Annotated in this window: 13 protein-coding genes and 1 riboswitch; of the genes, 7 read left to right on the plus strand and 6 right to left on the minus strand. The window is 39.8% G+C overall.

The window, feature by feature from the left end; genetic code table 11:
- Window positions 1-288: 288 nt before the first annotated feature.
- The gene (locus QR42_RS18175) at window positions 289-1,242 is read right to left on the minus strand and encodes a hypothetical protein (protein ID WP_039182737.1); all 954 of its coding nucleotides are present in this window, start codon (window positions 1,240-1,242) and stop codon (window positions 289-291) included.
- A 209-nt stretch (window positions 1,243-1,451) separates the two neighbouring features.
- Complete coding sequence (locus tag QR42_RS18180; RefSeq protein ID WP_039182741.1) at window positions 1,452-2,345, minus strand: hypothetical protein; 894 nt, start codon at window positions 2,343-2,345, stop codon at window positions 1,452-1,454.
- A gap of 154 nt (window positions 2,346-2,499) precedes the next feature.
- On the opposite strand from QR42_RS18180, the gene QR42_RS18185 reads away from it, so the two are divergent.
- Window positions 2,500-3,051, plus strand: coding sequence for a PadR family transcriptional regulator (locus tag QR42_RS18185; RefSeq protein WP_039182744.1), 552 nt, complete (start codon window positions 2,500-2,502; stop codon window positions 3,049-3,051).
- 4 nt (window positions 3,052-3,055) lie between these two features.
- Window positions 3,056-3,538, plus strand: coding sequence for a DUF4188 domain-containing protein (locus QR42_RS18190; RefSeq protein WP_039182747.1), 483 nt, complete (start codon window positions 3,056-3,058; stop codon window positions 3,536-3,538).
- Window positions 3,539-3,549: 11 nt separating this feature from the next.
- Here QR42_RS18190 and QR42_RS18195 read toward each other — a convergent pair whose 3' ends face one another.
- Complete coding sequence (locus tag QR42_RS18195; protein ID WP_039183399.1) at window positions 3,550-4,173, minus strand: NUDIX hydrolase; 624 nt, start codon at window positions 4,171-4,173, stop codon at window positions 3,550-3,552.
- Between the two features lie 171 nt (window positions 4,174-4,344).
- Here QR42_RS18195 and QR42_RS18200 point away from each other — a divergent pair, with 171 nt between their 5' ends.
- Together QR42_RS18200 and QR42_RS18205 are read left to right on the plus strand one after the other, a co-directional pair.
- The gene (locus QR42_RS18200; protein ID WP_003215336.1) at window positions 4,345-4,551 is read left to right on the plus strand and encodes a helix-turn-helix transcriptional regulator; all 207 of its coding nucleotides are present in this window, start codon (window positions 4,345-4,347) and stop codon (window positions 4,549-4,551) included.
- Complete coding sequence (locus QR42_RS18205; RefSeq protein ID WP_039182751.1) at window positions 4,548-5,228, plus strand: DUF3169 family protein; 681 nt, start codon at window positions 4,548-4,550, stop codon at window positions 5,226-5,228. The genes QR42_RS18200 and QR42_RS18205 overlap by 4 nt, the downstream gene beginning before the upstream one ends.
- Window positions 5,229-5,275: 47 nt before the next feature.
- Here QR42_RS18205 and QR42_RS18210 read toward each other — a convergent pair whose 3' ends face one another.
- Window positions 5,276-6,622 carry an amino acid permease gene (locus tag QR42_RS18210; RefSeq protein ID WP_039182754.1) on the minus strand — a complete coding sequence of 449 codons (1,347 nt, stop codon included), beginning with the start codon at window positions 6,620-6,622 and terminating at the stop codon, window positions 5,276-5,278.
- A 164-nt stretch (window positions 6,623-6,786) separates the two neighbouring features.
- Window positions 6,787-6,866: riboswitch (glycine riboswitch) on the minus strand.
- A gap of 264 nt (window positions 6,867-7,130) precedes the next feature.
- Here QR42_RS18210 and QR42_RS18215 point away from each other — a divergent pair.
- From QR42_RS18215 to QR42_RS18225, 3 genes are all read left to right on the plus strand, one after another.
- Window positions 7,131-8,150 carry a LacI family DNA-binding transcriptional regulator gene (locus QR42_RS18215; RefSeq protein ID WP_039182756.1) on the plus strand — a complete coding sequence of 340 codons (1,020 nt, stop codon included), beginning with the start codon at window positions 7,131-7,133 and terminating at the stop codon, window positions 8,148-8,150.
- Window positions 8,151-8,589: 439 nt separating this feature from the next.
- Window positions 8,590-9,771, plus strand: coding sequence for an MFS transporter (locus tag QR42_RS18220; protein ID WP_039182759.1), 1,182 nt, complete (start codon window positions 8,590-8,592; stop codon window positions 9,769-9,771).
- 18 nt (window positions 9,772-9,789) lie between these two features.
- Window positions 9,790-10,692 (plus strand): shikimate dehydrogenase, encoded by a 903-nt coding sequence (locus QR42_RS18225; RefSeq protein WP_024423990.1) that lies wholly within the window; start codon window positions 9,790-9,792, stop codon window positions 10,690-10,692.
- A 41-nt stretch (window positions 10,693-10,733) separates the two neighbouring features.
- On the opposite strand, the gene QR42_RS18230 is transcribed toward QR42_RS18225, so the two are convergent.
- Both QR42_RS18230 and QR42_RS18235 read right to left on the minus strand, forming a co-directional pair.
- Complete coding sequence (locus QR42_RS18230; RefSeq protein ID WP_039182762.1) at window positions 10,734-11,927, minus strand: MFS transporter; 1,194 nt, start codon at window positions 11,925-11,927, stop codon at window positions 10,734-10,736.
- A 337-nt stretch (window positions 11,928-12,264) separates the two neighbouring features.
- Window positions 12,265-12,879, minus strand: a complete 615-nt coding sequence (locus QR42_RS18235) for a hypothetical protein (protein WP_039182765.1) — start codon at window positions 12,877-12,879, stop codon at window positions 12,265-12,267.
- Window positions 12,880-12,978 lie beyond the last annotated feature (99 nt).

Genomic DNA, 12,978 nt, shown 5'->3' on the forward strand with positions numbered 1-12,978 from the left:
GACCTAAAACGACAAATAAAAGAAAAATTCATCGTTTTTAGATCCTGCCTGCATGACCAGTCACATGTCTAATTTATTCATATTGGATTTGTTTTTAGTATATACGCATTATATGAAAGCGTCAACATTTATTTTTCTAAAAATTATTAGGGTCTATATACCTAAAATACTTTTCTCTATTCACTTATAGGAAACCTTCTACTCTTTTGTTCCTTCTATCATCAATCAACAATATTTTTCTCCACAAAAAACCAGATAAGTTGATTCACTCATCTGGTTTAAATTCATCTATTTTTTCTTTTCTTCTGCCCTCTTTTTAAATGCTTTCGCTTGTTTTTCATACTCCTTTTTCGTGACAGCTTTTAACTCTATTGAATCGCCTGTCATGATATATGGTTTAGGGAGTTTTTTATATTCCTTCCTCGTGAAAGCTTTTAACTCTACTGTACCGTCTGTCTTTTTAATTGGCAGCTTTACTGATTTTGCATCTCGATCAGTCGAACCTATAATGACACCATCTTCAATTATAGGATCATAGCTCATTTCGAAAAATCCTGCCCCATCAGTAAAGCCCCCGACCTCTATTTTCATTTCTTTATAGGGCTTACAACCTTCTTCAGTAACAGTTGTTATTAAAAAGGAGCCGTCCCATCCATTCTCAACATGCATGCTTTCCACTTGTAAAAATAGTTGTTTATCCTCTGCCGTATATAGAAAACCATATACTTTCGCCACTTTATCCCTGAAGTGTCTCATATTTTCATAATATCTAGTTTCTGATGAATCAACTAGATTTTGATGTCGATTTTGAATCTTTTTTTGATACGTTCCTAGCTTTTTTTGATTGATTGCTTTATAAATCGTGCTTTGCTTCTCGCCTTGTTTTTTCACAGAAAGGTTTTTCCCCGAAAAATGAACTTCGTATATGATCGTTTCTTTTCCTTTTTTCATTTGAAATTCATACCCATTTTCTTTTGAATGGCCGGTTATGACATATTGTTTTTTATATAATTGAGGGTCCCACCAAATTTCTTCTATATAGCTTTCATTCAAATGACCTGTTACTTTGCCTTTATTCTCAGATATCTCGAACCAGTTCAGTCTATCCTTAGTTTTATACGCAAATGCATAGGAATGATTCAATGAATTTTTTTGTGCGATTGCTTGATATGCTGTCCAGCCGCCTCCACCCAAGATGAGTACGGCTAGGATAGACACGACCCAGATTTTCAATTTGCTCATACGTACCTCCTCTAATATTTAATTTGAGAAATCAACATCAACAATATTTTACCATATATTCAACTAAATTCTTATTCACTTAAAATAGATACTAGAAAATTTAGATAAGTATTTTAGTAATTATATCTTACATCTATGCAAATAATATCCTTTTTTTCATGGAGAATTCAGATATGTTATTAACCCTTATTCACCTGGTCCAATACGATCTATTTTTTCTTTTCTTCAGCCTGCTTTTTAAATGCTTCCGTTTGTTCTTGATATTCCTCTTTCGTGACAGCTTTAAATTCTATTGTACCGCCTGCCATTTTAAAGGGAAATCTAATTGATGTTGCGTCTCGGTCAGTTTCCCCTAAAATAAAACCCTTTTCAATTGCAGGATAAGTACTCAAATCAAACATTATCCCATCTGAAACACCCCCGGCTGTATGTTTCGTTTCTTTATAAGGTGCTCCACCATCTCCTGGGACCGTTCTCATCAGAAAAGAACCTGCCCATTCAGACTGCATATACATTCGTTTTACTTTTAGAAATAGCTGGTATGAACCATCCTCCGCCGTATACAGATAACCATAAGCGCCTGTTACTTTCTTAATGAAGTTTCTTACATAATCATGAAATCTATTTTCAGTGTCCTCCATCAGTTCTTCATATCGGTCATGAATGTCCTTTTGAACAGCACGTAGTTTTGTTTGATCAACTGCTTTGTATGTGATGCTTTGTTTTTCACCTTGTTTTCTCACAGAAAGATCTTTTTCAGCAAGGTGAACTTCATATGTGACCGTCTTTTTCCCTTGCTTCACTTGAAATTCGTAACCGTTTTCAATCGTTTTGCCGGTTAATTTATATTTGTTGATAAATAGATTAGGATCAAAATGCCTTTTTGGGTTTTCCTCCAAAATGGTTTCATTCAGATGACCTGTTACTTTCCCTTTTTTCTCCGTTACTTTGAACCAGTTCACATGATTCTTGGTCTTATATGCAAAGGCGTAAGATTGATTCAATACACTCTTTTTTGCATTTGCTTGATATGCTATCCAGCTGACAGCACCCATGATTAGTACCGCTAGAATTGCCACGATCCAGATTTTCGATCTATTCATACATACCTCCACCGACAGAATTTCATTTTTTCTATCAATATATGAGTGAGTCACCTCCTTTATCGAATTTATTTTTCAACAACCCCTTGTATCTGCCACTCCCCATCATTTATTATATATCTAAATGATATATCTTTTAGATAGGTGTGCTGATATGAAAAAATACAATGATACGACGTATGCGATTTTAGGTATTTTAACGACAGATTGTAAGTCAGGGTACGAAGTGAAGCAATTAATTGATAGGAGCTTGCATCATTTTTGGAAAATCAGTTATGGACAAATTTATCCAGCTTTAAAGCTAATAGTCGAGGAAGGCCTTGCGGAGGTTTCACCTGCTGCTAGCTCTGGTCGTTCAGACAAGCGGGAATATCATTTGACTGAAAAAGGACTGGACACGTTAAGAGAATGGCTGGCGCAGCCGCTCGATCAGTTACCAACAGAACGTAATGAGGTGTTATTAAAGTTATTCTTCGGTCAATATCTTTCGTTTGAGAAGAAACTAGCGCTTTTACAGGATTATGAGAGGCAGCTCCGTATTCGTTATAAGACATATGTTGCGATTGAACAAAACATTCAAGAGCTTTATCCAGATGAAGCGGATGCGAAGTATTGGCTGTTTACTTTAGATTATGGGAAAAGAGTGGCTCAAGCTGGAATTGATTGGTGCGTGGAGACATTCCATTCGATGAAGAAGGAAGGGTAAATGAATGAAAAAAGACATACGTGCTGGCAGATTTACAACGGACAATTCTGATTCGATTGTGGTGTTCATTATCGGAATGAGGATCAACAAACGCTGGGCCATTCATCAATGGATGCCTGTGTTCATGGCGATGCCTGGCATGATCAAGGAGCTGTATACCCATCAAGAGGAGCTAGGGTTTCTTGGAACAGAGAATTACTTTGGATTACGCACGACAGCGATGATTCAATATTGGAAATCAACAGATGACCTCCTTGCCTATGCCAAGATGGAGAAGCATTTGGCTGCTTGGAAAAGATTTAACCAAATGGCACGAAATAATGATGCGGTCGGCATTTATCATGAAACATATCAAATTCAAGCCGGCTCGTATGAATCCATCTACGTGAACATGCCTTCCTACGGACTGAGCCAAGCGAGAGCGCCTATTCCAATTGATAAAGGAAAACAAACAGCGAAGGAACGGCTGAATACAACAAATTCCTAGAGAGCGATTCTCTAGGAATTTCTTTTTGCAACAGATACAAAATGCTTTAATATGCGGGCTGTTAATCCCCATATGGTGTAGTTTTCGTAATCATAAAACCATTCCTCAATCGACCGGCTCCCCCAGCTGTATTTTTCACCATTCATGATTTTTTCATAAGGGAAGTCCTCTCCTGGTGTTGGCTGAACGGATACATGATGTAGGTACGGCTCATATTGGCTGAGCCATGATAGAGGCACGGTAAAGGTCTCTTCTACTTCTTCTTGATTATAGGAGTGTTTCACTTTTTGCTCATCAATGATACCGACATATGGGTATACGACAAAGGATGGAGAAGCGATATAAGGACTGAGCTGCCCAACGATTTCGACCGATTCTGGCGGGATACCCAGCTCTTCATGTGTTTCTCGCAGTGCAGCTTCCTGTGCTGTTTCGCTGCCGTCGAGCTTGCCCCCAGGAAAGCTAATATCCCCCGGCTGTTTTCTCATGGTCAGCGATCGTACCTCAAATAATATATGCCATTCTCCATTTACTTGTACTAAAGGGATCAGGACTGCTGCTTTGAACGCTGTCTCTTCTCCAATGAACAACGGTTGTGATTGATGTAAGTCATTTTTTAATTGATCAATGAACACGGCCATCACCTGTTTTCTGTTTCTCTTTCCTTTAGCGTATCATGGTTCACCTTTTCAATAAAGATGATCTTTCTGACAACTATTTTTATCAATTTGACAACTTTACTTGTCAAATTGAATATAATGCTTTACAATCAAGGAAAGATTTCAATTAAAACTTGAGGTGACAGAATGAAAAATCGGTTAAAAGAGCTTCGTGCGCGTGATGGTTTAAACCAAACTGAGCTTGCGAAACGTGCAAAGGTCTCTCGTCAAACCATCAGCTTAATGGAACGTGATGAATTAATGCCGTCTCTCTTGCTCGCTGTTAAGCTTTCACGAATTTTTCAGGAACCCATTGAACGTATTTTTCTATTCGAGGAGGATGAACTATCATGAAAACTGTATACAAAATGCTCTTAGGTGCTCTCCTTGGCTTTCTCGGTGCTTACTGTCTGCTGGCAGCCGAATTTGAGATGACACTTATTGATATTGCATTTGAAGCGACTCTTGTCATCAGTGGAGTGACAATTTTATTGATTATTTATTGTTTTTCAGGGATTTCACGTATGAAAAAAAGAGTGTCTCTTTCGGTCTCTGGAGATGAGGAAGATGAACTGGAGGCTAAGCAATATCGGACCTTTACTGATTCGACATTAGCCAATACGGTGAGTACGATTTTGTCCATTATTGCCATCGGTATAACCATCGTCACCGAGCAGCCCCTCTGGTTGATTCTGGTCAATGCTGCTTTATTTATCGTCACCATTTTCAGTTCTTATGCAGCGATATCCGTTCTTACACTTGTCTATCCTAATCGCAATCTGCCAAGTCCGTCCGACAAAGATTATAGTAAAAAGCTGCTCGCCATTTCAGACGAAGGGGAAAAGCATGTCATGCTTGGCGGACTGTTTCACACGTATCAAATGATGAATATTCTATTGACTAGTGCCATGTTTATTTTGATTGTGTATTCCCTTGGAGCCAATCACTCTCAACTGTTCTCGATCATGGTGATTGGAATTGTTTTGATCATTTTGAATGCAAATTATGTGTTGAAGATTAGAAATCGTTAAATGATAAAAAGCACAGCTCTGTCAAAAGGCTGTGCTTTTTCCGTCCGTTACGATGCACGGCGTTTCTTTCGTGCATAAATCAAAAATAAGAAACCAAACCATACCGGTGTCAATAGCAGCGCAGGACGTGTTGCATCTGCGAAGAGCATGATTACGAGAATGGCAGCAAAGAGCGCAAGAACGCAAATATTCACAAAAGGTGTGAACGGTGCTTTAAAGGTAGATGCTGCATGCAGTTCAGGCCGTGTTTTTTTATATTTCAAATGACAAATTAAAATAATACTCCATACCCAAATGAAACAAATGGCACTGATCGTGGTAACAATCCCAAAGGCTTGTTCGGGAATCAGCTTGCTTAAAAGAGCTCCGACCGATACTACAATCGTTGAAACGAATAGCGCATTACTAGGGACAGCGTGCTTGTTCAAACGTCCAAAGGAAGCTGGCCCCTGCTTTTGATGACTGAGATTATACAGAATACGGCTTGTCGAGAACATGCCGCTATTACAAGCTGATGCCGCAGACGTCAACACAACAAAGTTGATAAGGCCCGCTGCTACTGGTATCCCAATGAGCCCAAAGGTTTTCACAAAAGGACTTTCTGATGCACTGAGCTCAGACCATGGGTTGATACATAGTAAAACTAAGATCGCACCCACATAGAAAAATAGAATTCTTAATGGAATCTTATTAATCGCAGAGGGAATGTTTTTTTGCGGATTGGCAGTTTCTGCTGCGGATACGCCAACCAGTTCAACTCCCACATACGCAAAAATCACCATCTGGAATGACAACAAGAAGCCTGTGACACCATTTGGGAATAACCCGCCATGAGACCATAAATTCGTTACTGTCACCGGTCCGGCATCGGTTTGAAAACCAATGATTAAAAGAACAATTCCAACAGCGATCAGTAATAGAATCGTAATCACTTTAATGAGCGCAAACCAAAATTCCATTTCTCCGAAAAGCTTCACCGTTAATAGATTCAATCCTAGTAAAATCAACAAACAAATGATGGCAGGAATCCATTGCGGAATGTCAAACCAATACTGCACATACACTCCGACCGCAATGACATCCGCCATCGCTGTCATAATCCAGCAAAACCAATAGGTCCACCCTGTCACAAAAGATGCCCACGGGCCGAGATAGTCCTCTGCAATATCGGTTAATGACTGATAGCCCGCCTTCGATAAAAGCAATTCTCCAAGTGCTCTCATGACAAAAAAGATGGCCATTCCGACAATTAAATAAGCAAAAATGATTGATGGACCTGCCAATTGAATGGCTTTTCCAGAGCCTAAAAACAGCCCTGTTCCAATGGTTCCGCCAATGGCAATTAATTGCACATGACGGTTTGATAAATCTCGTTTTAATTCTTGTTGTGCCAATGCTAACACCCTCCTACGACGCGATCTTATACTGAAATAATGAACTCTTTAAAAAGTCCATAAAAAAAAGAGATTGGATGCGCTCCAATCTCACGGTCATAAAAGAATAGCAAAATAGAGAAAAGTAATACACGGCATCATCCATGCATCACAAATACAATATTTCGTACTCTTCTGTCCTTTTGCCTGAGATTGTGAACCCTTCGGCGCCGCACATACATGCGGTCTCTCCAGAAGCTGCTCCTGCTATAGTGTGACCCACAGCAATCATAGCCTTCGTTATTTAATTAAAATGTTGCTATTTCTGAATAATTTTATATTTTACGCCTCAATCAGAATGCTGTCAATGGTAATCTTTTATGATTTACGGTGATACCCATATGTCTTCACTTCATCAATCCCCCCTAATTCATGTATAATAAACCAAAAGATGTTCGGCTCGTCTGATGGAGAAATCCCTCTTGATCATGAACAAAGTTAGGCAATCCATTGAAGTTGGTGAAGATAAATGAAAAAAATGAACAAACAGCGTGTCACATTACAGGAAGTCGCCAAGCATGCCGGTGTCTCGACTTCAACGGCATCACTCGTTGTTCGAAACAATCCTAGAATCTCTGAAGCCACTCGAAACAAAGTACTGCAATCCATGGAAGACTTAGGATACGTATATGACCGCGTTGCTGCCAACATGCGGTCAAAAAGCTCAAATATCGTTGGTGTGATTGTCACAGATATTTCTAACACCTTTATTTCGGAATTTTTAATCGGCGTGCAAACCACGCTTGAATCACTAGGCTATACCGTTTTACTTGGTACAACCTTTGACAGTGTCGACAAACAGGAGCGGCTCATTTCCACCATGGTAGAGCACCGAGTGGGCGGAATTATTTTAAACCCAGCTTCGAAAAGCTCTGCTCGAACCGTCAAACAATTAAATCAAATTCGCACCCCAAAAGTACTTGCAAATCGTGAGTTATCAGATGTGCAATGTGATTATGTCGGTGTTGATTATGAACAAGGCACTTGGATGGCCATTCATCATCTTCTTCAGAAGGGGCATCGACGTATCGCCTTCTTAGGCGGCATCAAGACCTCATCGACTTGGATTGAGCGGATGAAAGGTTTCAAAAGAGCTCATGACGATGAAAACCTGACGATTGATGATTCCCTTATTATTGATATCGTACCTACTCGTGAAGGCGGGAAAGAAGCACTCGCTCAAGTGATGGATCAACCCGAGCCTCCTACCGCTATTTTTTGTTTTAGTGACTTAGTTGCATTTGGAGTCATGCAAGCACTGTCAGCACGGGGCATCCAGCCAGGTGAAGATATTGATGTGGTTGGATTCGATAATGTTCCTGAAGCGGAGATGTACCATCCGCCGCTCACCACTGTTTCTTCATTCCCCCGATCCATCGGGGCAAAAGCAGCGAACCTTTTATATCATAAAATGAACGATCAGGATGAAGAGCTGCAGAGATTGATTTTAAAGCCTCAACTTCATATTAGAGAAACCTCTCCATCATGATGAAAAGAGAATTGTGTGCAGCAATTCTCTTTTTTTATTGAACAAGTCAACTATTTCTTTGTTTCATTTTTCTTTTTTTAAATCACAAAGTCATAAACTTGACACATTTAAAATGCAGGAGTATATTTATCTCGTTGCTTCTTTTAGTATATCGTTATACTTATTTAGTCCTATCGTTATTTCTATCAAAAAACAGTTAAAAGTGATTTTTTATGATTCTGATCAAATCATGAAGTTTCACTTCCTAATCAAGGCTGTTATTATTTTTTACATTTTAGTAGAACGATGTACTTGATTGAAGAACAGATGGATATTCATTATTTTTTCATCAATAAGGGGTGTTGTGATGGGCTTCATATTATTCATTTTGAAGGAAACAATAACAAAGGGTATACAAAGAATTTGACCTTAAAGGGGTTTCAAATATAGGAGTGGGAACATGAAAAATCCTTATATTAAATCGTCACTTGGCATGTATTTAAACTACTTCATGCTTGGCATGATCAATATTATTGTAGCTTCCAACATGGACAGCTTATCTGAGCGCTACCATGTAGATATTCCGAAAATCAGCTTGCTTGTATCGGCGATCGGAATTGGTAAACTCATTGCTCTCTTTTTCTCAGGTCGGTTAGCCGATAGCTGGGGACGTAAGCCTGTCATTATTACAGGAAATTTTCTTTACTTATTATTCTTAATCGGTATTCCAACGACAACGAGTTATACACTGGCATTTATCTTTGCGATTTCAGCAGGTATTGCCAACTCACTGCTTGATTCAGGAACCTACCCTGCTTTGACAGAGTCATTTCCGAAAAAAGCAAGTTCGGCTTCTGTTTTAGTAAAAGCGTCTGTATCCATTGGGGCGACTGTTCTTCCATTTATCTTGGCGTACCTAGTGGCACATGACATCTTCTGGGGCTGGGCGTTCTTTGGACTAGGGCTTCTTTATTTACTTGTAGGAATTTACTTAATCTTTATGCCATTCCCGAACCATAAGCAAGTTTCTTCACAAGACGCTCTTCCAGTACAAGACCAGCTGAAGGAAGAACCAAAAATGCTTGGCGAAGGCTTAGCTGTTGTACTGATGGGATTCACGTCGACTGCATTGTTTGTCGTATGGCAGACATGGCTTCCGCAGCTCGGGTTAAAATTAATCGGACTTGGCACAGGACAAGCCACACAGCTTCTATCTTATTTTAGTATTGGTGCACTCGTATCTGTTCTCTTGCTTTCGATCGTCTTAGATAAATTCATTTCACCGATTATGGTGGCAATCATTTATCCAATTGGGGCGTTCCTTGCAATGCTTTCACTTTTCCAAATCGAAACGTACAGCATTGTCATTGTCAGCACCTTCTTCTTAGGGCTATTTACAGCAGGAATCTTCCAGCTGGCGATGAGTATTATGATGAAATTGTTCCCGACAAACAAAGCAACGGCTTCATCCTACGTTAATATTGCGGCAAGCTCAGCGTTTATTCTCGTGCCGCTCATTACAAGTGGATTGGTCAGCACGTACGATATTAAAATGACGTTATTTTTCGATATGATCATTGCGGTTATTAGCGTATTACTAGCGGTCTTTGTTCTTGGACGCATGAAAAAATTATTTAGATAATTAAAGGAGATGTCAATCATGACAAACATACATGAACGAAATATTGATGGAAAAACAAAATTAGTCGGTCTTCTAGCTACACCAATCGGACACAGCCTTTCACCACGTATGCATAACCTTGGCTATACACTAACAGGTATCAACTATGCTTACCTCGCATTTGAAGTAGGGAATGATGAACTAGAAGCAGCCGTAAACGGTATGAAAGCAATGGGTGCAGCTGGATTTAACGTCTCTATGCCGAACAAAATGAAAGTACTAGATTACTTAGACGAACTAGATGATTCTGCAAGATATACACGTGCAAGTAACACTGTAGTAAACAAAGATGGTAAGCTCATCGGCTACAACACAGATGGTCTTGGATATGTGAGAAACTTGATTGAGCATGGCGTTGAATTAGCCGGCAAAAAAGTCACACTTGTTGGCTCTGGCGGCGCGGCAACTCCGATTGCGATTCAGCTTGCACAGTCCGGTATTCGTGAAATTAGTATTTTTGCTCGTAATGACCAATACTTCGTTCAAGCAGAAGAAAATGTAAATTACATCAACAACGAAATGAAATCTTTCGGTGTCAAAGCAAACATTTTCCCACTTGAAGACAAAGACGCGTTCCGCCGTGAAGTAGCAGAAAGTGCGATCCTGGCAAACGGGACAAGCCTTGGCATGAAACCACTAGATCAGCTCAGCATTATCGATGATACACTTGATGTACTTCGTGAAGATTTGATCGTGACAGATGTCGTATACAACCCGCAAAAAACAAAGCTTCTTGCACAAGCACAGGAAGCTGGCGCCAAAACGATTAACGGTCTTGGAATGATGCTATGGCAAGGTGCACTTGCTTACAAACTATTTACTGGCGAAGATATGCCAGTTGATCAAGTAAAACAAATTCTTTTTGAAAATGACCGTTTCTAAAACAAAAAAAAGACGACTTCCTAAGCGGAGGTCGTCTTTTTTTAATCATGTACCATAACTTGACGGTAGCGATACAGGATATACAGTGCGCCGATAATGGCTGCAACAGCCACCACTGCATCGAACATAAAGATTTGTAAAATGGACGCGTGACTCTGAATTAACCCTGTTACGACCGGGATGACGATAGCCGACACGCCGCCCGCTGTGGAGATAATCCCCGTCATCGTCCCTTTGTTTTTCCAGAAGAATTCAGCCATCACAGTTAACGTCAGCTGAAAAACTCCTGCTGTTGAAAACCCTAATACAAAAGCATTGACGGTTCCTATCACTGGCGATTTCACGACCAAGAGTACACAAATAGAAACAAGTGTAATGATTGGATAGATCAGCAGTACAGTGACCGGACGGACAAAACGGCGCAAAAGAAATGCGAGCATCACAACAGACAGCAGCCCGCCCATGCTATAGTAACTGAGCAGTTTCACAGCACTGCCCGAAGCCATCCCCAAGATAGCCTCACCGTACATAGGAAGCCAAATTTGCGGCAGCGCATACAGCCCATTTGACGTAAAGCTGATCAAAATGAGTGCGATCCCTTCCCTCCAAAATGTAGGCTCTGTCGAGAAGCGCGGAAGTCCATCATGCTCTGTTACCTGGACTTGCTCCACCTTACGATGATTCGGAAATGGCAAGGTCCACAGCATCAAGACATTCACAAGATAGATAAGAGCAGGAACAAAAAATGAAATTCCATAAAACAAATCATGCTCTGCTAAAAAGTAAATCGCCAGTGGCAAAATGGTGGCCCCAATGGAGATAAAGGCCTTCACCATCACATTCGCAGATCCCGAGTTTTGCGGAAAAGCTTCCATTAACGCAGGATACGTTCCTGCATCCATTGCCGAATTCGCGACCCCTGCCAAAATCGCAAACGCAAACGCGATTTGATAATTCGGTGACAATGGGATTCCGATGAGGAACAACGCCATCAGCACACCAGAAACCAAAATAACCGGCTTTCGTCCAAAACGATCTGACAGTACGCCTGATAAACCATACGTGAGCACCCTGCCAATGCCAAGCGCCGAAATCATATAACTAATTCCCGCACTATTGGTATCTAATTGTTTGATTAAAAATGGCATATTTGAAGCCAAAATAATATTGACCATACCTAATAAAAAGTAATTAATATACAGACTAGAAGCCGTTCTCACATACGGATTCCTCATCCTGACACACCCCTCAACACCATCGCAATGAAGTGACAAATAATGGTTACGCTTACAAGATCTCATATGTGAGGAAGAACAGCTTTGCAGCCTTCACGTTCATACATCTCATCATGTCATGCAGCTCACAGCTTACACGCCCTTCATGTATCAAGCATTTCTTCAATTTTTCACTGCTCTTATTTTATACGAATGAGAAAGGTAAAGATAGTGAATTGCTTAATTTTGAGGGGAATTGATACAAAAAAGGAGTGGCAGGCGGCCACTCCTTTTTCAAAAACTTTGACGGATGACTCTTAATCCAAGTAAAAACTTTTTAAGTGTTCGATAGAAAACCTTAATTTTCGATTTTCTCAATACTTACGCTTGGAATTGTAATGTTACCATCTGTCGTGGATTCATATGTAATGACACCTTCAGAAGTACCCATAAAAGTAATTACGTCTCCTTCTAAAACTCGTGATTTGACGAGATCAGCTTGATAAGCACCATAAACAATATCATTGTAATATTCATCTACAGCTACTCTTATTTCTGTCGTACCGTCACCTTCCATGACTTGGACAACTTCACCTTTAAATTTCACTTTTTTCCCTTTATATTTTTCAGGTGTTCTAGCCAATTGTTCGTAAGTGATGCCAGTATCGTAACCCTTTTTCTCTTGTTCCTCAGCTTTTTTCTTCGCTAGTTCTTCTTTCTTTTTCTCTTCTTCTTTCTTAGCTTTAGCTTCTTCTTCTTTTTTCTTTTCTATTTTCTCCATTTTTTCTTTTGCATCAGCCTCAGCTAATTTTGCATATGGAGCTAATTCATCTACTTTTTTCTGTAGAGTTTCGTTTTCTTTCTTTAGTTTTTCACTTGCTTTTGATGGTGATGAGCCAGACATTGCCGATCCGATAAACATTGCAACAATGGCTACCACAATATACTTCCAACTTTTCTTTAAAAACTTCATTTTAAACTTCCTTCCCTCATAACGATATAGTGTTTCATCACAAAATCTATTTCCTGAAACGCACATTTTTGGATGATAATATCTATATCGGCTGACAGA

It is taken from the genome of Bacillus sp. WP8 (genome assembly GCF_000800825.1).
Lineage (GTDB): Bacteria > Bacillota > Bacilli > Bacillales > Bacillaceae > Bacillus > Bacillus safensis.

Coding starts and splice junctions, on each gene's coding strand:
- QR42_RS18175 (WP_039182737.1), bottom strand. CDS start 1,242: ATGAGCAAATTGAAAATCTGGGTCGTGTCTATCCTAGCCGTACTCATC.
- QR42_RS18180 (WP_039182741.1), bottom strand. CDS start 2,345: ATGAATAGATCGAAAATCTGGATCGTGGCAATTCTAGCGGTACTAATC.
- QR42_RS18185 (WP_039182744.1), top strand. CDS start 2,500: ATGAAAAAATACAATGATACGACGTATGCGATTTTAGGTATTTTAACG.
- QR42_RS18190 (WP_039182747.1), top strand. CDS start 3,056: ATGAAAAAAGACATACGTGCTGGCAGATTTACAACGGACAATTCTGAT.
- QR42_RS18200 (WP_003215336.1), top strand. CDS start 4,345: ATGAAAAATCGGTTAAAAGAGCTTCGTGCGCGTGATGGTTTAAACCAA.
- QR42_RS18205 (WP_039182751.1), top strand. CDS start 4,548: ATGAAAACTGTATACAAAATGCTCTTAGGTGCTCTCCTTGGCTTTCTC.
- QR42_RS18215 (WP_039182756.1), top strand. CDS start 7,131: ATGAAAAAAATGAACAAACAGCGTGTCACATTACAGGAAGTCGCCAAG.
- QR42_RS18220 (WP_039182759.1), top strand. CDS start 8,590: ATGAAAAATCCTTATATTAAATCGTCACTTGGCATGTATTTAAACTAC.
- QR42_RS18225 (WP_024423990.1), top strand. CDS start 9,790: ATGACAAACATACATGAACGAAATATTGATGGAAAAACAAAATTAGTC.
- QR42_RS18230 (WP_039182762.1), bottom strand. CDS start 11,927: ATGAGGAATCCGTATGTGAGAACGGCTTCTAGTCTGTATATTAATTAC.
- QR42_RS18235 (WP_039182765.1), bottom strand. CDS start 12,879: ATGAAGTTTTTAAAGAAAAGTTGGAAGTATATTGTGGTAGCCATTGTT.